Below are 20,477 nucleotides of genomic sequence, written 5' to 3'. Positions count from 1 at the left end.
GCCGGCCCGTCGCCCGACGACCGGTCAGACCTCCGCGGGAGTCGATCGCGGCCCTACGGGTGAGTAGCGCGCACACAGGAACGCGCCGTTGCGTGCGAAGTCCTGCAACTCGAAGTCGTAGGCGCGCGGGAAGAGTGGTCGGCCCGACCCCAAGGTGACGGGCGCGATCGACACGATGACGTCGTCGAGCATTCCGGCTTCGGCGAACTGCGCGGCGAGGTCGCCGCCGCCCACGACCCAGACGTGGCGGTCGCCCGCTGCGTCGACCAGACGGTCACGGAGGTCTGCGGGGCTCCCGGCGACCACCGAGATGGTGTCCGACACCGGCGTCAGTGACTGATGGGTGAAGACGAACGTCGGTATGTCGTATGGCCACGGCTTCCCGTCGGAGACCTCGTGGTCGAGGATCCACCGGTAGGTCGTCGCGCCCATCACGGCGACACCGACCTGCCGGAAGAAGTCGTCGTAGTTCATCGGCCCGCCCTCCTCGAGCGGCTGGCTGAGCAGCCAGTCGAGGTTGTCCCGGTCGTCGGCGAGGAAGCCGTCGAGGGTCGTTGCCGTGTAGTAGCGGAATGCCATCAGAATCCTCCGGAGTGTTTGCGGTGCCACATGATCGGGTCGGGATCGAGAGTCGGGGCGGTGACGTCGACGCCGGAGTCCCGCAGCATCCAGCGGGCGACGAGCCGACGATGTGCGGAGAACGTCAACACGTGCGCGACGATCTGGGAGAGCAGGAACGATTCGGGTGGGTCGCACAAGGCGTCGATCACGCGGTCCTGCCACGCGCCGCGTCGGTCGATGTCACGGATCAGGGCGAGCCAGCGCGGTGCGATGTCGCGATGCAACTCGATGAGGTCGGTCAGTTGGGTCAGTGCGGCCGGCGGCAGGTCGGCTCCCTCGATCGTCGACAACCAGGGGAGTTTGTCGCCGACGAGATGGGAAATGACCTCTGCGAGAGACTCTTCCGGTCCACTCCAGGACAGCAGCTGGTTACCCGCGAAACGCGGCGCGGTCCACGACGCGGCGTCGAGCCCCTTCGCGGCGTCGAGGAGCGCCTCGATGTCGTCGAGGTCGTGGCGAATCATGAGCATCACCACGTTGCCCGCATCCTCGGTCGTGGGTGAGCCGCTGTCGACGTACAGCGCAGTGGGCGAGTGGAAGTGGATGCCGTTCGGCGCCGGCAGCCAGTGGCTGTGCTCTCCCACCGCACCCATGCGGCCGGGACTGTGTCCGAAGGCGCGGCTGAAGGCACGCGAGAAGCCGTCGACGGACGAGTACCCGGACTCGAAGGCCACGTCGGTCACCGACTGTCCCCGCTGGAGGAGCCACGCCGCACGTTCGAGGAGGACGCGGCGCCGCAGGGCCACCGGTGCCTCGCCGGCACCGCGCCGGACCTGCCGGGTGAAGTGGAACGGCGACGCGTAGGCGCCCGAGGCCATGTCGTCGAGCGAGGTGTTGTCCTCGGACAGCACCGCGTCGAGAAGCTGCCGGAGACGGTCACGGTCGGTAGAGGTCACCCTCTGAGTATGGAACCGCGAAAGCCGTTCCCGCCCGACCGAAATTGCTCCACCGGGCGGCGGTGCCGATCAGTCCCTCGTCAGCAGGGGGATCAGACGTTCGGTCTTGGCCTCGGTCCAGCCCGGCGGCTGCAGGATCTTGGCCCAGGCTGCCGGGATCGCGGACATGTAGTTGTGTCCGTGGCCGTCGGGGACTCCGACCGACACCGCCATGTCGGCGCTGACCTGCAAGAAGGTCACGAACGGGATCCACCGCATCGCCGACAGCACGTCGCGTCCGGGTTCCTCCTCGAGCCAGTCCGGCTCGCGGAGGATCAGTCGCGGGTTCCACCACGAGATCGGATCGGAGGCGTGCTGCAGATAAACCGCGCGACCCGACGGCGACGTCCACTCGGTGGTCGGCTTGTCGAGGTCCGGTGCGTCGGCGATGAATCGGACCTGTCGACCGTCGTCGTAAGTGGGCAACACTTCCGGCGTCCCGTCGTCGCGTGACCCGGTCGTGTCCACCCACAATTTGTTGTTGAAGGTCGGTCCGCTGAACAGGGCACCGTCAGTGCGCGCGCTCAGCGCCGGGATGGTCCCGAACGCCGACTCGGCCGCGAAGGAGCCGAGGCTCTCGCCGAAGACGACGAGCTTGGGGCGTTGGGCCTCAGGTACCTCGCGCACCCGTTCCGAGACCGCCTCGAAGAGCGCCTGCCCGGCCTGCCGCGCGCGTTCCTTGTCGACGAGGAACGACAACCAGCTCGGCAGGTACGAGTACTGCATGCTCACCGTCGCCGTGTCGCCGTTGTACATGTACTCGAGCGAGTCCACCGTCGCCTGGTTGATCCATCCGGTGCCGGTGGTGGAGGCGACCGCGATGAGTTTGCGCTGCAACCCGCCGGCGCGCACGAGTTCCTCTGCGGCGAGTTCGGCATTGGCACGCAGATCTGTACCCGAGCCGAGCCCGACGTAGGCGCGGATCGGTTCCATGGCGGGGGACCCGTTGAACGCGCTCAGCTCTTCCACGGTGGGCGACACCGAGATGAAGATCCGGCCTTGACGCCCGAGCGAATCCCAGGTCACCAGCGAACCCGGACCGCCCGAACGCTGCGGGGTGGTCGGCGGACTGGAGTCCGCCGTCGTTTCGTCGTTGACCGCCGCGAACGACGAGTTCAGCGCCTGCATACCGTAGTTGGCGACGACGCCGTTGAGGACCAGCACCGTGATGATGATCGCGATGGTCGCCGCGGCGAAGGCCGAGATACGCGGCGGCGCCACGCGATTGAGTTTCCGGACGAGCCACTTCACCCCGTCGCCCCACGCCTGCCCGATGGTCATCAGCAGGGCGAAGACCACCACGGCGATGAGCAGGATCTGCGGGTAGGCCGTCCAGGACAGGAGGTCGACCCCCATCATCGTCCGGACCTGGTCCTGCCACCGCTGGAACGCGACCAGCATGACGACGGTGCCCGCGATCGCGGCCAGGCCCAGCGCCGCCCAGAGCCGGCGCATCGGCGCGGGCCAGGGTTCCTCCCGGGAGATCATGTAACGGATCAGCCAGGACACCAGCACACCGAGGCCGTACCCGACCGCGGCCGAGGCCCCGCTCACGATGCCTTGGAACAGCGGCCCGCGCGGCAGGAGCGACGGCGTCACCGACAGCCACAGAAAGACGAGCGCGACCGTCAACCCGACGCAGGAATACCGGTGGAGCCGCCGCCGCCACCACGACGGCGTCTTCTCTTCTGCCGGGCCGGTGGCGCCGGACTGCTCCGGAACCGGTGCGTCGTCCGGTTCCGGAGCGGCAGGTGGTTGCGAGGTGGGCGTGGTCGACGACACGTGGGTTCCTCTTTTCTCGAGAACCCGAAAACCGTAACACCGATCGCGGTGTGGCAGCGGCGCTTACGGCGACCGTGACCGTCGTGCCATCCAGCGGCGTCCGTTACTTGACCTCAGACCGCAGAATCCGTAGCACCCCGAACGCCAGGGGCAGTCCGATCCAGATCACTGCCGAGACGAGCATCCTCGCCCATTCGCCCCCGGTCGCCCAGTCGCCCTCTTGAAAGGGCACGTTCGTCAAGCCGGTGTCCACCCACTGGCCGAGATTGTCCTTGAACCACGGGACCAGCTGGCTGACCACGGTCAGAGCGGTGGGCAGCGCGAAGTAGGCGACAATCGCGCCCGGGGTGTTCAGGATCAGGGCGGCGAAGCCGAAACCGAGCAGCAAGCCGAAGGTCTGCGAGACAAACGAATTCACGAACCCGGCGAGCGTGAGGTCCCAGGAGCCGGCGGGATCGGGGAACGCCAGACCGGCGATCCCGTTGCCGATGACGCCGAGGATGAGCGCGACCGCGACCGCCGCGACGGCGGTGAGGAGCGCCGCCACCAGCTTCGCTCCGACGACGCGCTGCCGTCGGGGTTCGAGGGTGAATGTCGTCAGCGCGGTGCGTTGGCTCCACTCCCCGGTCACGAGCAGGATCGCGAGGATGGGCAGAATGATGGCGGTCGGGATGTTCATCATCCCGAAGAACTGTCCGAGGTTGAGGTTCTCGGGGCTGTTGCGGTTCGCGATGAGCATCGCGATCACGACGATCGCCGCGATGACTCCGATCGAGGCGGTCAGCCAGAAACCCGCACGCGTGTCGACGAGCTTGCGCAGTTCGACGCGGACGAGTCGGGAGAACGGGATTCCGGGGCGCTCGACGTCGATCACGTCGGTGTGGGGCACGGGGGTGCCGAAGTCGGCGAGGGTCATCGGGCTGCTCCTTCGAGTGTGGTGTGTTCACGCTGGGTGTCCGCGGTCAGCTGCAGGAACATCGCCTCGAGCTGGGCGCCGTCCGCGGGCCGCAGCTCGGTGAGGACGACGCCGACGGCGGCCGCGGCGCGGCCCACGTCGATGGGGTCGGCGTCGACATCGAGTCCGCCGGAGGCGTTGCGCTGCACGGTGATCCCGGCTGCGTTCAGCGCCTCGCCGAGGGTCGCGTCGTCGAGTGATCGGACGCGTGTCCCGGCGCCGGCGAGCAGTTCGTCTTTGGTGCCCTGGGCCACGATCCGGCCGTTGCCGATCACGACGATGTCGTCGGCGACGATCTCGATCTCGTGCAACAGGTGCGACGACAGCAGCACCGTGCCGCCGCGATCGGCGTACCCGCGCAGCAGGGTTCGCATCCAGTGGATGCCCGCCGGGTCCAGTCCGTTGGCCGGTTCGTCGAGGATCAGGATCTTCGGGTCCCCGAGCAGGGCTGCGGCGATACCGAGACGCTGGCGCATGCCGAGGGAGTAGTTGCGCACTCGTCGCCCGGCCTCCTCCGGGGTGAGGCTGACCAGCTCGAGCATCTCGTCGACGCGGTCGTGGCCGATGCCCATGGTCATCGCCGACAGTCGCAGGACCTCCGCGCCCGTCCGGCCGGCGTGCTGAGCCGAGGCGTCCAGGAGGATGCCGACCTGCGTGCCGGGATTCGGGATGGACCGGTAGTCGACGCCGTAGAGTTGCGCCACCCCCGACGTCGCGGCGTCAGCCCGGCGATGATCCGCATCGTCGTCGACTTCCCGGCGCCGTTGGGGCCCAGGAATCCGGTCACCTGCCCGGGGCGGCAGGTGAACGACACGTCGTCGACTGCGACGTAGTCGCCGTAGCGCTTCGTCAGATTCTTCACTGTGATCATGTCGTCCATCGTGTCGTTTCCGCACGGCGTGCACATCGGACCTCCGGACAGCGTCGTATCGACCGAAAGTCGTAGGGGTCGACACCCATCGGGAGGACGCGGGCACCACCGGCGCCCGACTACGGTGACGGTTGTGCGTCCTGAGCAGTACCAACCACCGATGACGTGGGCCAGCCGATTGTGGCGGCTCGCGGTGATGCTCTGCGTCTCGGCCGGCACCTTCGCCACCCGTGCGTCGTACCTGTGGGACCAGGCCCGGTGGTGGTTCGTCGCCGACCTCGCACTCGGGGTGCTCTCCTACATCGTCATCTGGTGGCGCCGAAGCCATCCCGTACCGGTCACGACGTTCACGAACATCGTGACCATCGTGTCGTCGTCGTCTCTCGGACCGGGCATTCTCGCCATGGTGTCCCTGTCGACCCGGCGTCGGTGGCGCGAGATCATCCCGCAGGCGGTGTTGTCCGTTGTCGCGGGGATCATCGCCCTCGCCTTCTTCGCCACTCCGACCGAGGCGAACGATCCCGTCATCGTCAGTTACTCGGTCACGGTGGTCGCGACGGCGGCGATGGTCGCGTGGGGTCTCTACATCGGTTCGCGGCGTGAGCTTCTCGCCAGCTGGCAGGCGCGCGCGCTGGCCTCCGAGGCCGAACAGCAGGCGAAGGTGATGCAGGCGCGTTCGCTCGAACGGGCGCGGATCGCACGCGAGATGCACGACATCCTCGCGCATCGGATCTCGGCGATGAGCATGTACGCGGGCGCATTGGCCTACCGTTCGGACCTGTCCGGAGAGCAGATCCGCGAGACGGCGCAGACCATCCAGGAGACCTCGCACCTGGCGTTGACCGAGCTGCGGGAGGTGCTCGGGGTTCTGCGGGAGGGGCCCGGCGACGCCGCGCCCGAGGAACCGCAAGGGGTTCCGGACCTGGCCGCGCTGATCGAGGAGGCGCGCCGGCTGGGGATGCGTGTGGACAGCCGATGCGACATCGATGTGAATTCGCTGGGCCCGGCGATCTCACGCACGCTGTATCGGTGTGTGCAGGAGGCCTTGACCAATGCGCGGCGTCATGCGCCGAGCGCGCCGGTGACCATGCACATCCGGGGCGGACCCGAGCACGGTGTGGATCTGCTCGTCGAGAATCCGCTACCGCTGACGGCGGGTTCAGGTGGTCCCACACCAGGATTCGGCCTCGTCGGCCTGGCCGAGCGGGTCGGGTTGCACGGCGGCAGGCAGTCGGTGACCGTGAGCGAGGACAAACGGTTCCTGTTGCACGTCTGGTTACCGTGGCAGTCATGACCGCCCGCATCATGATCGTCGACGACGACCCCCTCGTCCGTTCCGGACTCCGGCTCCTCCTCGGCGGTGATGCCGGCCTCGACATCGTCGCCGAGGCGGGCAACGGGCAGGAGGCCCTCGACACCCATGCCACGGCGCCCGTGGATCTCGTCCTCATGGATCTGCGGATGCCGGTGCTCGACGGGATCGCGGCCACCGGCCGCTTCAAGGCACTGGCCTCGCCACCCGCGATCATCGTGCTCACGACCTTCGACGCCGACGACTACGTCGTCCGCGCACTCGCGATGGGTGCCGACGGATTCCTGCTCAAGGACACGCCACCCGACGACATCGTCGCGGCCATCCACCAAGTGCTCGACGGTCGACCTGCCCTGAGTCCCTCGGTGACCGCCGCGTTGATCAAGCAGGTCGTCACCAGCGGCGGTCACCGAACCTCGTCCGCGGTCGAACGTGTCGACCGACTCACCGCACGCGAGCGTGATGTGGCCGTCGAGCTCGCCCGCGGGGCGTCGAACGCCGAGATCGCTGAACGGCTCTACATGAGTCTTGCGACGGTCAAGGCGCACATCTCGCACATCTTCACCAAACTCGACGCGGGCAACCGGGTCCAGGTCGCGATCCTGATGCACGACGCCGGGATGGTGTGACGTCGACACACCCACCCCTTTTTCGTGAACCCACCCGGTCCGAGCGTGGTGCGTTTACGGAAAAGGGGTGGGTTTGCGAATTCCGTGGGCGCGGAGCCGCCTACCCGCCGGTTGAGCCTGTCGAAACCCCCGGGCCCGTCACCAGCGGAAGGTCGAGTGTGGTGCGAAGTCCCGCGGGCCCGTCGACCACCGCGGGGATGGCGTTCACGATCCGGCCGGCCGCGGCGACGATGGCGGCGTGGTTGTGGTCACCCTTGCGGCTCGTCGGCATGATGTCGACGGTGTACGACGGTTCGCCGGTGATCTCGACGCGGTAGCACCCGCCGGGCTGAGCCGGCTGCGCCCAGTCCGGCCGCAGGTCACCTCGAAGCCGCGTCACGTGCTCGATGACGATCACGGGTTCGCCGGCCACCTTGCCGATGATCTCGAAACGCACGGCCGCGCGGGTGCCCGCAGCGATGTGACCGGCCGCGATGTCGAAATCCTCCGGCGCAGGCTCGCTTTCGGAGATCTCCTCGATGTCGTCGACGGTGACGCCGAGACCGGCGGCCAGTTGCCGGATCGTCGTGCCCCATGCCAACCCCAGTACCCCCGGCAGGAACAGCATGGGGGTCTCGTCGAGCGGTTTGCCGAAGCCCATGACGTCGAACATGACGGTCGCCCCGTCATAGGTCGCGTAGTCGGCGATCTCCATGCAGCGCACCTGCTCGATGTGCTGGCAGGTGCCTGCGAAGACGAACGGGATGAGGTCGTTGGCGAAACCGGGATCGACCCCGGTCACGAACAGGCTGGCGCCGCTGCCCGCGGTGGTCTCGTCGATCTTGGCGATCGCCTTCGCGGGCATCACGTCCCAGGGGTACTGGAGCGTGTTCGGGGAGGACCCGACGACGTCGATCCCGGCGGCGAGGATGCGCACCACATCGTCGAAGGCCTCGACGGGACGTGTGTCACCCATGGCGCAGTACACGACACAATCCGGCTTCGTCGCGATCACCTCGTCGAGGTCGCCCACCGCCAGGACTCCGGTGGGTGTCTCCAGCCCGGCGAGCGTCGCGGCGTCGACACCGACTTTTTCAGGGGTGGACACGCAGACGGCCACGAGTTCGAACCGCGGGTCCTCGATCAGCTGGGTGAGGCACAACCGGCCGACGTTGCCGGTTCCGACGAGAGCTACCCGGAAGGACATGGCGTGGAACTCCTTGTGTTCGATCGGCGCCGGTGGGGCGTGGTGTACACCTGTCCGGACGTTTGTCTGTTCAGTAGACCATTTTTCGGTGGAACCTGTTCTATTTTCGCGCTCGTCGCGGTAGCGTTGCCGCCCATGGGACGCGTAGACGACAAGGTTGCAGTGATCACCGGTGGTTCGCGGGGCATGGGCGCCGAGCACGCCCGGGCCCTCGTGGCCGAGGGGGCGAAGGTGGTGATCGGCGACATCCTCGACGATGAGGGCAAGGCGCTGGCCGCCGAACTGGGGGACGCGGCGCGCTACGTCCACCTCGATGTCACCTCGCCCGAGGACTGGCAGACGACGGTGTCCACCGCGGTAGACGAGTTCGGCAAGGTCAACGTCCTGGTGAACAATGCCGGCATCGTGAACGGTTCGACGATCCAGAAGTTCCGGCTGGACAAGTGGAAGCAGATCCTGGACGTGAACCTGACGGGCACGTTCCTCGGAATCCAGGCGGTCGCGGACCTGATGATCGACGCCGGCGGTGGCTCGATCATCAACGTCTCGTCGGTGGAGGGCCTGCGCGGAAGTCCCTGGGCGCACGGCTATGTCGCGAGCAAGTGGGGCGTGCGTGGTCTGGCGAAATCGGTTGCGCTCGAACTGGCTCCGCACAACGTGCGGGTGAACTCCATCCACCCGGGTCTCATCCGGACGCCGATGACCGAGGGGATCCCCGACGACATGGTGACCGTGCCGATGGGTCGGGCCGCGGAGTCACGCGAGGTGTCGACCTTCGTGGTGTTCCTGGCCAGCGACGAGTCCTCGTACGCGACCGGTGCCGAGTTCGTGATGGACGGCGGCCTCAGCGCCGACGTGCCACACAAGTGAACGCCCACACCAGGACGACCATCCCGATCAGTTCGACGAGTGTCTGCGTGATCACCGTCGCCGCGGCCAGTTCCGCCCCGACCGGCAGCGCCAGCGCGAGTGGCAGGACGACGAGCGAGTTGCGGGTGGCTCCGGAGAAGACGACCGCCGTCGACGGCTCCGGGGCCAGGCGGAACATGTGTGCCACCGCGACACCGGCCGCCACCATGATCGCGAGGAACGCGGCGTAGACCGGGATCACCCCGACGATGTCGGCAAAACGCGAACCGACGAGAGGTACCTGGGAACTCACGGCGACGAAGAGTACGGCCACCATGAGCGGGACCATCGTCATCGTGGCGCCGACCAAGGCTCGACGACCCGCCTCGGATCGTTCCGCCCACGCCTGGGTGAGCCACGCCAGTGCCAGCGGGCAGAGGATGAGGACAGCGAACGCCCAGAGGAACGGCTCCGGCTCGATCACCGACCGTCCGTCACCGAGCAGCAGCACCAGATACAGCGGTGTCAGCAGCATCTGGGCGAGGAGCAGCAGCGGCGTCGCGGCAAGGAGTCGTCGGGCGTCCCCGCCGCCGAGCCCGGCGAACACGACGACGTAGTCGACGCACGGACACAGCAGCACCAGTAGCGCGCCGAGACGGATCGCGTCGTCGGCGGGCAGCGCTGAGGACAACACGGCCACCACAAGAGGCGCCACGACGAAGTTCAGGAACAGCACCGCGACCAGGAACCGTCGGTCACGCAGCGATTCCAGGAGATCGGACCGGCGGATCTGCAGAAAGGTGACATAGAGCAGCGCGGCGAGCAGCGGCGTGATCGCCGACTCGAGGCCCTCGGCGGGACCGGGTGCGGCCAGTCCCGCACACAGTCCGGCGAGTATCGCGCCGAGGTAGAGGGCGACCTGGTGACGTTCGAGGCGGTCGACGACGGTCGCGGGTCTTGGCACCGAATCATTCTGCGACACCGCGGCCGCGTTCACCGACACCGCCATGGCGCGGTACGGCAGACTCGACCGGGTGATCACCCCGTCCCGTCGCACCGACGTCGCGCTACTGGTCGTGGTGATCGTGTTCCTCGTCGCGGTGAACATCGGTGCGCATCTCGCGGACGGCCCGCTGTCGGTGGCGATCGTCCCGGTTGCCGCCGTCGTGGCCGTGGGCATCGCCCGCCTCGCCGGCCTCGGCTGGCGGGACCTCGGCCTGAGCCGTGCGGAACTGCGCGCCGGCATCCCGGTCGCCGTGGCCGCGGTCCTCGTGGTCGCGGCGGTGGTCTCGACAGCGGTCGCGATCCCGGCGACGCGTGAGTTCTTCCTGTCCGACCGCTACGACGACACCTCCGAGGCCCTCCTGGCGGCGTTCGTGATCATCCCGCTGCAGACCGTTCTCCCGGAGGAGGTCTTGTTCCGCGGTGTGCTGCAAGGGGTTCTGGGCCGGTTGTTCGCCCCGTTGACGACGCTGGTCGTCGGTGCGATCGCCTTCGGTTTGTGGCACATCCTGTCCTCGACCGGTCTCACCGCGGGCAACGAAGGCCTGAGCGGCGTACTGGGTGCCGGGACGGTTGCACAGATCGCCGGCATCGCAGGCGCGGTCGTGGCAACCGGGGCCGCGGGTTTCGTGCTCGGGTGGTTACGGCAACGCACCACGAGCCTCCTCGCACCGATCGCCTTGCACTGGGCACTGAACGCCACCGGGGCGATCGGTGCCGCGGTGGCCTGGCAGGTGTCGTAGACCGAACACCTCCGGCGCGCCACAGCACCACGAACCCTGCTCCCTAATCCGAAAGAAGCCCATAACCCCTGCTCCCTGAGCCTGGATATTTCACTGATGTTGCTGGTGTTCGGCGTGTGATACGCGAAAGTGCCTGTCTGCCTTGTGATTATTGATTCACCACAAACAAATAGTCACAAGAAGAAAGGCACCTCGCAGGTGAAGAATAACGTGTATCCCGAGTTGATGGTGGACCCTACGCGCACTGAGTCGGTGCTGACGACCTCGGGCGGGGTGTTGCTGACGAAAACCGTGCAGGTCTCGGGCCTGGGAGCCGAGCTGACCGCGGCGATGGCGCCGTGGCGGACCGCGGCGACGGTCCATGATCCGGCCAAGATCGTGCTGGATCTGGCGCTCACCTTGGCGACCGGTGGTGACTGTGTGGCCGATGTGGCCACAGTCCGGGCTCAGCCACAGTTGTACGGGCAGGTGGCCTCTGATCCGACGATTTCGCGGGTGATCAGCAGGCTGGCTACCGATGTCGAGGCGGTCAGTACCGCGATCAGCGCGGCTCGCGCCGCGGCGCGGGAGCGGGTGTGGGGCATTGCCCGCCCGTTGGAGGGCACTGCGGGCAGCATCGATGGCGGGCTGGTGATCGTTGATCTCGATGCCACGACCGTGACCGCCGGCTCGGCCAAAGAACAGGCCCAGAAAACGTATAAGCGGGTGTTCGGGCATTCCCCGATGTGTTCGTTCGTCGACCACGGCGCCTTCGGCACCGGGGAAACACTGAACCTGGACCTGCGGCGTGGAGGTGCCTCACCCAAAGGTGCGGACATGCACATCGCGGCCCTCGAGGCGGCGTTGGCCCAGCTGCCCGCCGCTGAACGCGCCCAGGTGCTCATACGTACCGATTCGGCCGGGTGTGCCAAAAAGTTCCTGGCCCACCTGGCCGAGCAACGCCTGCAGTACTCGGTCGGGTTCACCATCTCCGAACTGGTCAAAGACGCATTGGACGTGCTGCCTGAGGCCGCCTGGGTGACCGCGATCAACACCGACGACGCCGATCCACGAGCTGATGCCCAGGTCGCCGAGATCACCGACCACATGCCGCGCTCGGTCCGTGACACCGAAACCGCCTACGAGCCCTGGCCACCCGGGATGCGGCTGATCGCGCGCCGCGAATATCCCCACAACGGAGCCCAACACCTCATCACCGACATCGAGGGCCGCCGCTACACCGTGTTCGCCACCAACACCCGCGGCCGCGGCTGGACACTGCCGATCCTGGAACTGCGTCACCGTCAACGTGCCCGCGCCGAAGACCGTATCCGCTGCCTCAAAGACACCGGCATGGCCAACCTACCGTTCGACTCATTCGCCAAAAACCAACTGTGGCTCGATATCGTCGCCCTGGCCTCCGACCTCATTGCCTGGACTCAAACCCTCGGCTACCACCGCCACGACCCCATCCGCCGCTGGGAACCCAAACGCTTGCGCCACCGCCTGTTCACCGTCGGCGGCAAGATCATCACCCACGCCCGCACCACCACCCTGCGACTACCCACCGACTGGCCCTACAACCACCACATACGCCACGGCTGGCAACGCCTCACCGCCTAACCAGCCCCTCGGTCACCGCGCCCCGTCACCGCCGCCCACCCCACCTCAGAACCCGAACAACCAGCGAACCCAACGCTGGCGATCCACCCTGCCCACACACCAGCACCAACCATCAAAAGGCGACACCGACAACCGATCGGCGAAACCCTACCCACCCGTGAAAGATTCAGGCTGAGGTGTGAGGAGCGCAAGCGACGAGCCTCGAAGGGCCTGGTGAGACGTGTTGCTACACCCTTCGCGGCTCGCTTCGCTCGCACCTCCGGGAGCAGGGTTCCTTCCTGTTCTCGAGGTCAGGCGGTTCCGAAGATGCGATCGCCGGCGTCACCGAGTCCGGGGCGGATGAAGCCGTTGTCGTCGAGTTCGCGGTCGACCGCCGCGGTGAAGATCGGCACGTCGGGGTGTGAGCGATGCAGCACCTCGATGCCCTCCGGGCAGGCGAGCAGGCAGACGAACTTGATGGACTTCGGACCGTACTCCTTGATCCGGTCGATCGCGGCGACCGCCGAATGCCCGGTCGCCAGAAGCGGATCGACGATCACGACATCACGCTCGGACAGCTCCGACGGCATCTTGAAGTAGTACTCGACGACGACCATGGTCTTCGGGTCGCGGTAGAGGCCGATGTGTCCGACGCGCGCGCCGGGAACAACGGTCAGCATGCCGTCGGCGATACCGGCACCGGCCCGCAGAACCGCGGCGAACACCAGCTTCTTGCCGTCGATGACCCGGGCGGTGGTGGTCTCGAGCGGTGTGTCGATGGTGATCTCGTGCATCGGGATGTCACGCAGGACGTCGTACGCCATCAGGATCGAGATCTCGTCGAGCAGACGGCGGAAGTCGTTTGTCGACGTCTCCTTGCGACGCATCAGGGTCAGTTTGTGTTGTACCAGCGGATGGTCGATGACGGCGACGCTGCCCATGGGTTCCTCTCGGTCGGTGGTCGGCTCAGAAAACGGTGCCGGTACTGCGTATCATCAACGGCGGCAACCCATCGCGAAGTCGGCTCGCGAGCACGCGGCCGGCCGCCCACGTGCCACCCTCGAGCACGCAGGCCAGGGGCATCGAGGCCGCATCGGCGTCGAGGCGATCGCGTACGAGGTCGGCGATCTCGTCGAGAAGGGCGACGGTGAGCGCCCGCCATTCGACGACGAGCTCGTCGCCGACCTCCCACTCCCGGTCCGCCCAGGCCTCCTCACGCAGCGCGAGCACACCCGAGTCGAGGAGAAGGCCACCGTTGCGGTATTCGGGGAGGCCGGTCAGCTCGTCGAGTCCGGTCACCTGGACACCGGCCCAGCGAAACGGTTCGAGAAGCGAATAGGTCAGCCACTGGGACAGTTTGTGGAACGGCACCCAGCCGGCGGTGAGGCCCGGGCCGACGACGGCGTCGTGATGCCAGCAGTCGCCCAGTGGGTGGGTGTCGATCGTGTTGTCCGACGGCCAGATCGGGCCCAGATACTCGAGTACCCCGCTCAGGATGTCGACCGCGGGCACCTCCGCACGACCACCGCGGGTGAGGTGATCGAACAGGCCGCCCGGCCGGGCGTCCGGACCGAAGATCTCGGGGCGGCTCGACAACACCTCGCCCAGGCGGCGCAGGAGATCGACCCGCCCGGGCAGGCCCGTGAGCGGGTTGTCGGGACCCACCTGGAAGGCCGCGCCGAGAGTGTCCGCCGTGACGCGGCCCAGACCGGTGGCGTCGACCCGCAGGGGATCGGCCGGGTCGCTCGAGAACACCCCCTCGCAGAACGCCACCCAGCTCGCGACGCCGAGCCCCTCGGAACGGGTGAGAACCAGGTCGCTCGACCGTTCCCGAAACGACCACTCGGGTCCCGCGCCGGCATCGAGGAGGACGCTGACCAGCACGACGTCGATGAGCGCGCGGGTTCGCTCCGCCGAGCCGGCCGGGGGCAAGGCGGCGTCGAGAGCGCCGAGGCGGTCGATACCGCCTGCCTCGAAATGTCGCCACCTGCTGTGAAAAGGGATGTCTCCGTCGGGATATCGCAACCGAGTCGTTTCCACGACGATGTCAGCTGCCGCGTCCCGCGCATCGTCGTGGACGATGAACCACGACGATTCGCCGGCCCGCGCCCGTTCGAGGAGTTGTCGCGACCGGCTCCGGACGGTGGCGGTGGAGCGCAGCAGCCGGGCGGCCTGTGAGGCGGAGAGTTCCACCTCTGGTGCTCCGGTCATCACAACCCCCGGCCCTTGACCTGACGCAGCTGTTCGGCATCGGGCACGGGTCCGGGCGTGAAGTAACCGGCAGCCATTTTCGCGTCGATCTCGACGCGGGCGTCGGCGGGGATCAGTTCGTCGGGGATGTTGACCCGTTCGCCGACCTCGATACCCGAGCCGGTGATGGCGTCGTACTTCATGTTCGACATCGACACCAGGTGATGGATCCTGGTGATGCCGAACCAGTGCAGGACGTCGGGCATGAGCTCCTGGAACCGCATGTCCTGTACGCCCGCAACGCATTCGGTGCGGGCGAAGTACTGGTCCGCGGTGTCACCGCCGAGTTGGCGTTTACGGGCGTTGTACACCAGGAACTTGGTGACCTCGCCGAGGGCGCGTCCCTCTTTGCGGGAGTAGGCGACCAAGCCGACGCCGCCGCGCTGGGTGCCGCGGATGCACTCCTCGATTGCATGCGTCAGATATGGGCGGCACGTACAGATGTCGGAGCCGAACACGTCGGAGCCGTTGCACTCGTCGTGCACCCGTGCGGTGAGTTCCACCGAGGGGTCGGCGAGGTCGCGGGCGTTGCCGAAGATGTAGACCGTCTGCCCGCCGATCGGCGGGAGGAACACCTCGAGATCCGACCGCGTGACGAGTTCGGGATACATGCCGCCGGTCTCCTCGAACAACACCCGGCGCAGCTCGGCCTCGGAGCAGCCGAACCGCTCGGCGACGCCGGGAAGATGCCACACCGGTTCCACGGCCGCCTTGGTGACCAGAGCCGCGCCACTCGGCAGCAGAACCTCACCGTCGGGGACCAGACGGCCCTTCTCGATCGCCTCGGCGATCTCGGGAAGGATGACGTGCGCCTTGGTCACCGCGATGGTCGGCCGGATGTCGTAACCGCGAGCGATCTCGTCGGGGAAACTCTCGGCGACTGTCGCACCCCAAGGATCCAGCGAGACGATCGCGCGCGGATTGCCCCACTGTGGATACGGTCCGATGTGGTCGGTGGGCGAGGTGTTGGTGAGATCGGCTCGGTGCTCTCGTGCAAGGGCGCCGGCGGCGACGGCCAGTGCGCGATAGACGCTGTAGGAGCCGCTGTGGGTGCCGATGACATTGCGATGCGCACGTGTGCCCGTCGTCCCGATGACGGGACCGCGTTCCGCCGCGGTGGCCGCCCCCCCAGTGGATGGGCGGAGCGTCGACCCCGCCGCTGTGTGAGGTCAGTCGGATATGGCCCAGGGACCTGTGTTCGCCGGACATCGTCGTCGTCCTCACCTTCGTCTCGAGGCGGTCACCCGCCACGGAGGGAAAGCGCCAGCATAGTTCCGGAAGTCCCTGTGCGCCGGGTGATGCGAAACGCCACGGCGGCGGCACCCCACGAAGGGTGCCGCCGCCGCATCTGATCGGTTCGACGATGAACCGATTTGCTCAGAGTACGAACCGGTCCAGGTTCATCACCTTGTCCCAGGCCGCGACGAAGTCGTTCACGAACTTCTCCGCTGCGTCGTCGGCCGCGTAGACCTCGGCCAGGGCGCGCAACTGTGAGTTCGACGTGAACGCCAGATCGGCGCGAGTGCCGGTCCAGGTCTGCTCGCCGGTGGCGCGATCGCGCCCGACGTACAGGTTCTCGTCTTCCGACGCCGACCAGGCTGTCGACATGTCCAGCAGATTCACGAAGAAGTCGTTCGTGAGGACGCCGGGACGGTCGGTCAGGACGCCGGCCGCCGAGCCGCCGAAGTTGTTGCCCAGCACCCGGAGGCCACCCACCAGCACCGTCATCTCGGGGGCGCTGAGGGTCAGCAGCGATGCCTTGTCGACGAGGGTGAACTCGGCCGGAAGGCCACTGGTCTTGCCGACGTAGTTGCGGAACCCGTCGGCGGTGGGCTCGAGATGTGCCATCGAATCGGCGTCCGTCTCGTCCTGGGTGGCGTCGGTACGTCCAGGGGTGAACGGTACCGTGATCTCGACTCCGGCATCCCGCGCCGCCTTCTCGACTGCTGCCGTGCCGCCGAGGACCACGAGGTCGGCGAAGGAGACCTTCGCGCCGGCCTCGCCGGTGAACGCACCCCGGATGCCTTCGAGGGTGCGGATCACGGTGGCCAACTCGTCGGGCTCGTTGACCTCCCAGGATGCCTGCGGCTGCAGGCGGATCCGGCCGCCGTTGGCGCCGCCGCGCTTGTCGCTGCCACGGAAGCTCGACGCCGCCGCCCACGCGGTCTTCACGAGTTGCGCCACAGTCAGTCCCGAGTCGAGGAGCGTCGCCTTCAAGGCTGCCACGTCGGCATCGGTGACGAGTGGGCCCTCGTGCGCCGGGACATTGTCCTGCCACAGGTACGTCTCGGTCGGAACAAGCGGACCCCGATACCGGACGGCGGGTCCCATGTCGCGGTGCAGGAGCTTGAACCAGGCCTTGGCGAACTCGTGCGCCAGTTCCTCGGGGTGATCGAGCCACCGCCGGGTGATCTTCTCGAAACCGGGGTCGTAGCGCATCGCGAGGTCGGTGGTCAGCATCGACGGGTGGGTCTTCTCGTCGCCGAATGCCGTGGGGACGGTACCGGTCCCGGCGCCGTCCTTCGGACGCCACTGGTTGGCTCCGGCCGGACTCTTGTAGAGCTCCCACTCGTAGCCGTAGAGAGTCTCGAGGAAAGCGTTGTCCCAGCGGGTCGGGGTCGGATTCCAGATCACCTCGAGGCCGCTGGTGATCGTGTCCGCGCCCTTGCCGGAGCCGTGCGAGCTGGTCCAGCCGAGACCGGCGTCCTCGACGGCGGCGGCCTCGGGTTCGGGACCCACCAGGCCGGCGTCACCGGCGCCGTGGGTCTTGCCGAAGGTGTGGCCCCCGACGATCAGAGCCGCGGTCTCGACGTCGTTCATCGCCATCCGCGCGAACGTCTCGCGGATGTCGACCGCGGACGCGAGGATGTCCGGATTGCCGTTCGGTCCTTCCGGATTCACATAGATGAGCCCCATTTGCACTGCCGCAAGCGGTGTTTCGAGTTCGCGGTCGCCCGGGTACCGCTGATCCGCCAGCCACTCGAGTTCGGGGCCCCAGTACACCTCGTCGGGCTCCCACTCGTCCACGCGCCCGAAGGCGAAGCCGGCGGTGGTGAACCCCATCGACTCCAGGGCGACGTTCCCGGCGAAGACCAGGAGGTCGGCCCAGGACAGTGCCGTACCGTACTTCTTCTTGATCGGCCACAGGAGTCGGCGCGCCTTGTCCAGGTTCGCGTTGTCCGGCCAGCTGTTGAGCGGGGCGAATCGCTGCATCCCGGCTCCGGCACCACCGCGTCCGTCCTGTACCCGGTAGGTACCCGCGGCATGCCAGGACATACGGACGAACAGGCCTCCGTAATGGCCGAAGTCGGCGGGCCACCAGTCCTGCGAATCGGTCATCAGGGCGGTCAGGTCGGCGCGTAACGCCTCGACGTCGAGATCCTCGAGCGCCGAGTCGTAGTCGAAGTCGGCGTCCATCGGATTCGCGACTTCCGGATTGTGCTGAAGCACCTTGAGATTCAGCTGGTTCGGCCACCAGTCGCGGTTGCCGCCGCCCTGGGTGGGCGGCGTGAGCCGACCGTGCGCGACCGGGCAACCGCCCGCGGCGGGCTCGGTGTTCGCCTCGGCGATGGGGGATGTTCCTTCGCGTCACGGACGGGCTCGTGGTCTTGCTGCGCCATGCGGGGTTTCCTTTCGGGCACGGTGAGAACTGCGATCGCCGGGTCGGTGATCGCAGGGGAGGGAGGCGTCGTGGGTCGGGGTCTATCGGTCGGGGCCGGCGCCCGGAGCGGGTCGGTTGGGTTCGGGGATGCAGTCGGGGCAATGACCCCAGTAGATGACCTCGGCTTCGTCGATGACGAAACCCCGGTCGTCGGACGGGGTCAGGCACGGGGCCTCGCCGACTGCGCAGTCGACGTCCCCGATGGATCCGCATGTACGGCATATCACGTGGTGATGGTTGTCCCCGACGCGTGACTCATATCGAGACACGTGGCCGGACGGCTGGATGCGTCGCACGAGGCCGGCCGAAGTCAGTACGCCCAGAACGTCGTACACCGTTTGCTGCGAGACCTCCGGCAACCGTTCGCGAGCGGTTCGGAGGACCTCGTCGGTGTCCGCATGAGGATGTGCTCGGACGGCTTGCATGACCGCGACCCGCGGACGGGTCACCCGCAGTCCGGCGGCGCGCAGGTGCCGGGCGCAGTCCTCGTCGGTGAGCATGGTGACCATCGTGCAGTCTTATCTGGAATGATTCAAGTTTAGAAGGCGAAGTGAGGTGGCCGTCACGGGCGCCGTCGTAGTATCTGCTCATGCGGACAGTGACGCCGACCACCGCTCGGGCAGCCCTATGACCCCGTACGACGAGATCGTCGACGAGCTGTACGGTCTGGCGCCGGCGGCGTTCGTGACACGCCGGAACGAACTCGCTCGGGAGATCAAAGCGGACGGCGACCGTGACCTGGCGGGGCGGATCGCGAAATTGCGTCGGCCCACGCAAGCTGCATGGGCCATCAACCAATGGGTTCGCGCGCACCCCGACGACAGTGCCCTCATCGCTGGGTTGGCGTCGGATTTGACTGCGGCCCAGCGCCGCTCGGCTGTCGACAAGATGAAGACGTTGTCGCGACGCCGTCAGGATCTGATCAACGATTCGGTGACCGCGGTCGCCGCCACGGCCGCAGATCTGCGAGTGACGCTGGGAGACAGTACCATTCGCGAGGTCACGCAGACATTGCGAGCCGCGGTGGCCGACCCGGAAGTGCTCGAGCAGGTGTTGCGGGGAAACCTCACCGCATCCGCCGAATACAGCGGCTTCGGGCCCGCCGGCGTGTTCGTCGTCCCGGAGCCGTTGCAGGAACCAGTCGCGGACGAGTCCGAGGCAAGCGGCGCGGACGCAGACGGTGCCGACGAAGAGGGTGCCGACAGGGATGACGCCGACGACTCGGACCACACAGCGTCTGACGAAGCGGAGCGTCGTCGACGTGACCTCGAAGCCCGACTGGCCGAGGCCGAGACAGGGGAGCGAACGGCCCGATCCGACCTCGACGCCGCCTCCCGAACTGTGGACGGGGCTTCGTCGGAGGTCGACGAGATCGTCCGGCGGGCTCAGGAGTTGCGGGCCGAGCTGGCTCGTTGCGAAGAATCGCTGCGGTTCGCGCGGCAACGACTCTCGACTGCGGAACAGGGCCGGGCCGAGGCGCGGATCGCGCTCCGTGAAGCCGTCGCGGCCACCAATGAGATCCGCTCGGCGCTCGCCGAGCTGTGAGCCGACGAAGGGGTCGAACCCGAAGTCTCCACCATGGTTGCCCGTCGCCCACGGTCAGCGTGTCAAGTGAAAACGCAGCAGCTCGGTGGTGCCGTTCAGCGCGCGGCCCCAATAGCCGCCACGGCCGTCGGCTCGGAGCTCGTCACGCACGAATCCCACGGCGGTTCCCGAGTAGTCGACGACGATGACCGGTGCACCGTCCTGCACGGAACGCCCGGGGTACACCGCGCCGGGGAAGGCCCACCCGATCGCGGTGTTGTTGACGACTCGCGAACCCGTGAAGTTCTTGCCGAACCACACCGTGTCGGCGATCGGGGCGCTGGTGACGTCGCCGCGGTAATACCCGGACGGCATCGGCGGTGCAGCCTGGGTGGTCCCGGGTGCGGCCAGTGTCACGGCGCCCGCGAGGGCGCCCGCAGCGACCGCGACGGCACCCCGGCGGAGGTGGGCGGTGGGTGAGGTGTCCATCTACCCATTGAACGCCTCCGCCGGCTCGCCGGCTCGTGGTTCGTCGGCGCCGTCCTCGCGTCGCCGAGGATCGGTGGCCGACGAGGA

17 protein-coding genes and 2 pseudogenes are annotated in these 20,477 nt (G+C 67.5%); 6 read left to right on the top strand and 13 right to left on the bottom strand.

What is annotated here, in order from left to right; genetic code table 11:
* Positions 1-24: 24 nt before the first annotated feature.
* The 5 genes and pseudogenes from QAD21_RS13675 to QAD21_RS13655 form a co-directional block, all read right to left on the bottom strand.
* Positions 25-579: a dihydrofolate reductase family protein gene (locus QAD21_RS13675; RefSeq protein WP_055475414.1), complete on the bottom strand. Its 555-nt coding sequence runs from the start codon at positions 577-579 to the stop codon at positions 25-27.
* Positions 579-1,517, bottom strand: a complete 939-nt coding sequence (locus QAD21_RS13670) for an AraC family transcriptional regulator (protein WP_055475415.1) — start codon at positions 1,515-1,517, stop codon at positions 579-581. Before QAD21_RS13670 ends, QAD21_RS13675 begins: the two co-directional genes overlap by 1 nt.
* Positions 1,518-1,586: 69 nt before the next feature.
* Entirely contained in the window at positions 1,587-3,338 is a 1,752-nt protein-coding gene (locus tag QAD21_RS13665) for an alpha/beta-hydrolase family protein (RefSeq protein ID WP_055475416.1), read from the bottom strand.
* Positions 3,339-3,441: 103 nt separating this feature from the next.
* Complete coding sequence (locus tag QAD21_RS13660; protein ID WP_055475417.1) at positions 3,442-4,254, bottom strand: ABC transporter permease; 813 nt, start codon at positions 4,252-4,254, stop codon at positions 3,442-3,444.
* Positions 4,251-5,164: pseudogene (locus tag QAD21_RS13655) on the bottom strand (ATP-binding cassette domain-containing protein). Before QAD21_RS13655 ends, QAD21_RS13660 begins: the two are co-directional and overlap by 4 nt.
* A gap of 160 nt (positions 5,165-5,324) precedes the next feature.
* Here QAD21_RS13655 and QAD21_RS13650 point away from each other — a divergent pair.
* Positions 5,325-6,458 carry a histidine kinase gene (locus tag QAD21_RS13650; protein WP_231632669.1) on the top strand — a complete coding sequence of 378 codons (1,134 nt, stop codon included), beginning with the start codon at positions 5,325-5,327 and terminating at the stop codon, positions 6,456-6,458.
* Positions 6,455-7,105, top strand: coding sequence for a response regulator transcription factor (locus QAD21_RS13645; RefSeq protein ID WP_055475420.1), 651 nt, complete (start codon positions 6,455-6,457; stop codon positions 7,103-7,105). Before QAD21_RS13650 ends, QAD21_RS13645 begins: the two co-directional genes overlap by 4 nt.
* 100 nt (positions 7,106-7,205) lie before the next feature.
* Here QAD21_RS13645 and QAD21_RS13640 read toward each other — a convergent pair whose 3' ends face one another.
* Complete coding sequence (locus QAD21_RS13640) at positions 7,206-8,291, bottom strand: diacylglycerol kinase (RefSeq protein WP_055475421.1); 1,086 nt, start codon at positions 8,289-8,291, stop codon at positions 7,206-7,208.
* A gap of 135 nt (positions 8,292-8,426) precedes the next feature.
* On the opposite strand from QAD21_RS13640, the gene QAD21_RS13635 reads away from it, so the two are divergent.
* Positions 8,427-9,161: a glucose 1-dehydrogenase gene (locus tag QAD21_RS13635; protein ID WP_055475422.1), complete on the top strand. Its 735-nt coding sequence runs from the start codon at positions 8,427-8,429 to the stop codon at positions 9,159-9,161.
* On the opposite strand, the gene QAD21_RS13630 is transcribed toward QAD21_RS13635, so the two are convergent.
* Complete coding sequence (locus tag QAD21_RS13630; protein ID WP_226513419.1) at positions 9,136-10,104, bottom strand: bile acid:sodium symporter; 969 nt, start codon at positions 10,102-10,104, stop codon at positions 9,136-9,138. The two genes, QAD21_RS13635 and QAD21_RS13630, sit on opposite strands and share 26 nt — an antisense overlap.
* A gap of 70 nt (positions 10,105-10,174) precedes the next feature.
* Between QAD21_RS13630 and QAD21_RS13625 the strand changes: the two genes are divergently transcribed.
* Both QAD21_RS13625 and QAD21_RS13620 read left to right on the top strand, forming a co-directional pair.
* Positions 10,175-10,885: a CPBP family intramembrane glutamic endopeptidase gene (locus QAD21_RS13625; RefSeq protein ID WP_078114053.1), complete on the top strand. Its 711-nt coding sequence runs from the start codon at positions 10,175-10,177 to the stop codon at positions 10,883-10,885.
* A 225-nt stretch (positions 10,886-11,110) separates the two neighbouring features.
* Complete coding sequence (locus QAD21_RS13620) at positions 11,111-12,487, top strand: IS1380 family transposase (protein ID WP_275892326.1); 1,377 nt, start codon at positions 11,111-11,113, stop codon at positions 12,485-12,487.
* Positions 12,488-12,777: 290 nt separating this feature from the next.
* Here QAD21_RS13620 and upp read toward each other — a convergent pair whose 3' ends face one another.
* From upp to QAD21_RS13595, 5 genes and pseudogenes are all read right to left on the bottom strand, one after another.
* On the bottom strand, positions 12,778-13,407 hold the full coding sequence (gene upp / locus QAD21_RS13615; RefSeq protein WP_058253501.1) for a uracil phosphoribosyltransferase: 630 nt from the start codon (positions 13,405-13,407) through the stop codon (positions 12,778-12,780).
* A gap of 25 nt (positions 13,408-13,432) precedes the next feature.
* On the bottom strand, positions 13,433-14,677 hold the full coding sequence (locus QAD21_RS13610) for a URC4/urg3 family protein (RefSeq protein WP_137810581.1): 1,245 nt from the start codon (positions 14,675-14,677) through the stop codon (positions 13,433-13,435).
* A pseudogene (locus QAD21_RS13605) lies at positions 14,677-15,925 on the bottom strand (GTP cyclohydrolase II). The gene QAD21_RS13610 and the pseudogene QAD21_RS13605 overlap by 1 nt, the downstream one beginning before the upstream one ends.
* Positions 15,926-16,093: 168 nt before the next feature.
* Positions 16,094-18,286: a catalase/peroxidase HPI gene (gene katG / locus QAD21_RS13600; protein WP_137810583.1), complete on the bottom strand. Its 2,193-nt coding sequence runs from the start codon at positions 18,284-18,286 to the stop codon at positions 16,094-16,096.
* A gap of 132 nt (positions 18,287-18,418) precedes the next feature.
* The gene (locus tag QAD21_RS13595; RefSeq protein ID WP_058253521.1) at positions 18,419-18,877 is read right to left on the bottom strand and encodes a Fur family transcriptional regulator; all 459 of its coding nucleotides are present in this window, start codon (positions 18,875-18,877) and stop codon (positions 18,419-18,421) included.
* Positions 18,878-19,004: 127 nt separating this feature from the next.
* On the opposite strand from QAD21_RS13595, the gene QAD21_RS13590 reads away from it, so the two are divergent.
* The gene (locus QAD21_RS13590) at positions 19,005-19,922 is read left to right on the top strand and encodes a hypothetical protein (protein ID WP_137810584.1); all 918 of its coding nucleotides are present in this window, start codon (positions 19,005-19,007) and stop codon (positions 19,920-19,922) included.
* A 54-nt stretch (positions 19,923-19,976) separates the two neighbouring features.
* Here the strand turns inward: QAD21_RS13590 and QAD21_RS13585 are convergent, their stop codons facing one another.
* Positions 19,977-20,390 (bottom strand): hypothetical protein, encoded by a 414-nt coding sequence (locus QAD21_RS13585; RefSeq protein ID WP_240199260.1) that lies wholly within the window; start codon positions 20,388-20,390, stop codon positions 19,977-19,979.
* Between the last annotated feature and the right edge of the window lie 87 nt (positions 20,391-20,477).

Origin of the sequence: Gordonia sp. SMJS1 (assembly GCF_029866425.1) — a bacterium.
Classification (GTDB): Bacteria; Actinomycetota; Actinomycetes; order Mycobacteriales; family Mycobacteriaceae; genus Gordonia; species Gordonia hongkongensis.
The sequence above is the reverse complement of the archived record's forward strand: the minus strand, read 5'-3'. Positions and strand labels throughout refer to the sequence as shown.

What these genes read in the sequence shown, in the direction of transcription:
- QAD21_RS13610 (WP_137810581.1), bottom strand. Translation starts at nt 14,677, where the DNA reads ATGACCGGAGCACCAGAGGTGGAACTCTCCGCCTCACAGGCCGCCCGG.
- QAD21_RS13675 (WP_055475414.1), bottom strand. Translation starts at nt 579, where the DNA reads ATGGCATTCCGCTACTACACGGCAACGACCCTCGACGGCTTCCTCGCC.
- QAD21_RS13620 (WP_275892326.1), top strand. Translation starts at nt 11,111, where the DNA reads ATGGTGGACCCTACGCGCACTGAGTCGGTGCTGACGACCTCGGGCGGG.
- QAD21_RS13590 (WP_137810584.1), top strand. Translation starts at nt 19,005, where the DNA reads ATGACCCCGTACGACGAGATCGTCGACGAGCTGTACGGTCTGGCGCCG.
- upp (WP_058253501.1), bottom strand. Translation starts at nt 13,407, where the DNA reads ATGGGCAGCGTCGCCGTCATCGACCATCCGCTGGTACAACACAAACTG.
- QAD21_RS13635 (WP_055475422.1), top strand. Translation starts at nt 8,427, where the DNA reads ATGGGACGCGTAGACGACAAGGTTGCAGTGATCACCGGTGGTTCGCGG.
- QAD21_RS13640 (WP_055475421.1), bottom strand. Translation starts at nt 8,291, where the DNA reads ATGTCCTTCCGGGTAGCTCTCGTCGGAACCGGCAACGTCGGCCGGTTG.
- QAD21_RS13650 (WP_231632669.1), top strand. Translation starts at nt 5,325, where the DNA reads ATGACGTGGGCCAGCCGATTGTGGCGGCTCGCGGTGATGCTCTGCGTC.
- QAD21_RS13585 (WP_240199260.1), bottom strand. Translation starts at nt 20,390, where the DNA reads ATGGACACCTCACCCACCGCCCACCTCCGCCGGGGTGCCGTCGCGGTC.
- QAD21_RS13660 (WP_055475417.1), bottom strand. Translation starts at nt 4,254, where the DNA reads ATGACCCTCGCCGACTTCGGCACCCCCGTGCCCCACACCGACGTGATC.
- QAD21_RS13645 (WP_055475420.1), top strand. Translation starts at nt 6,455, where the DNA reads ATGACCGCCCGCATCATGATCGTCGACGACGACCCCCTCGTCCGTTCC.
- QAD21_RS13595 (WP_058253521.1), bottom strand. Translation starts at nt 18,877, where the DNA reads ATGCTCACCGACGAGGACTGCGCCCGGCACCTGCGCGCCGCCGGACTG.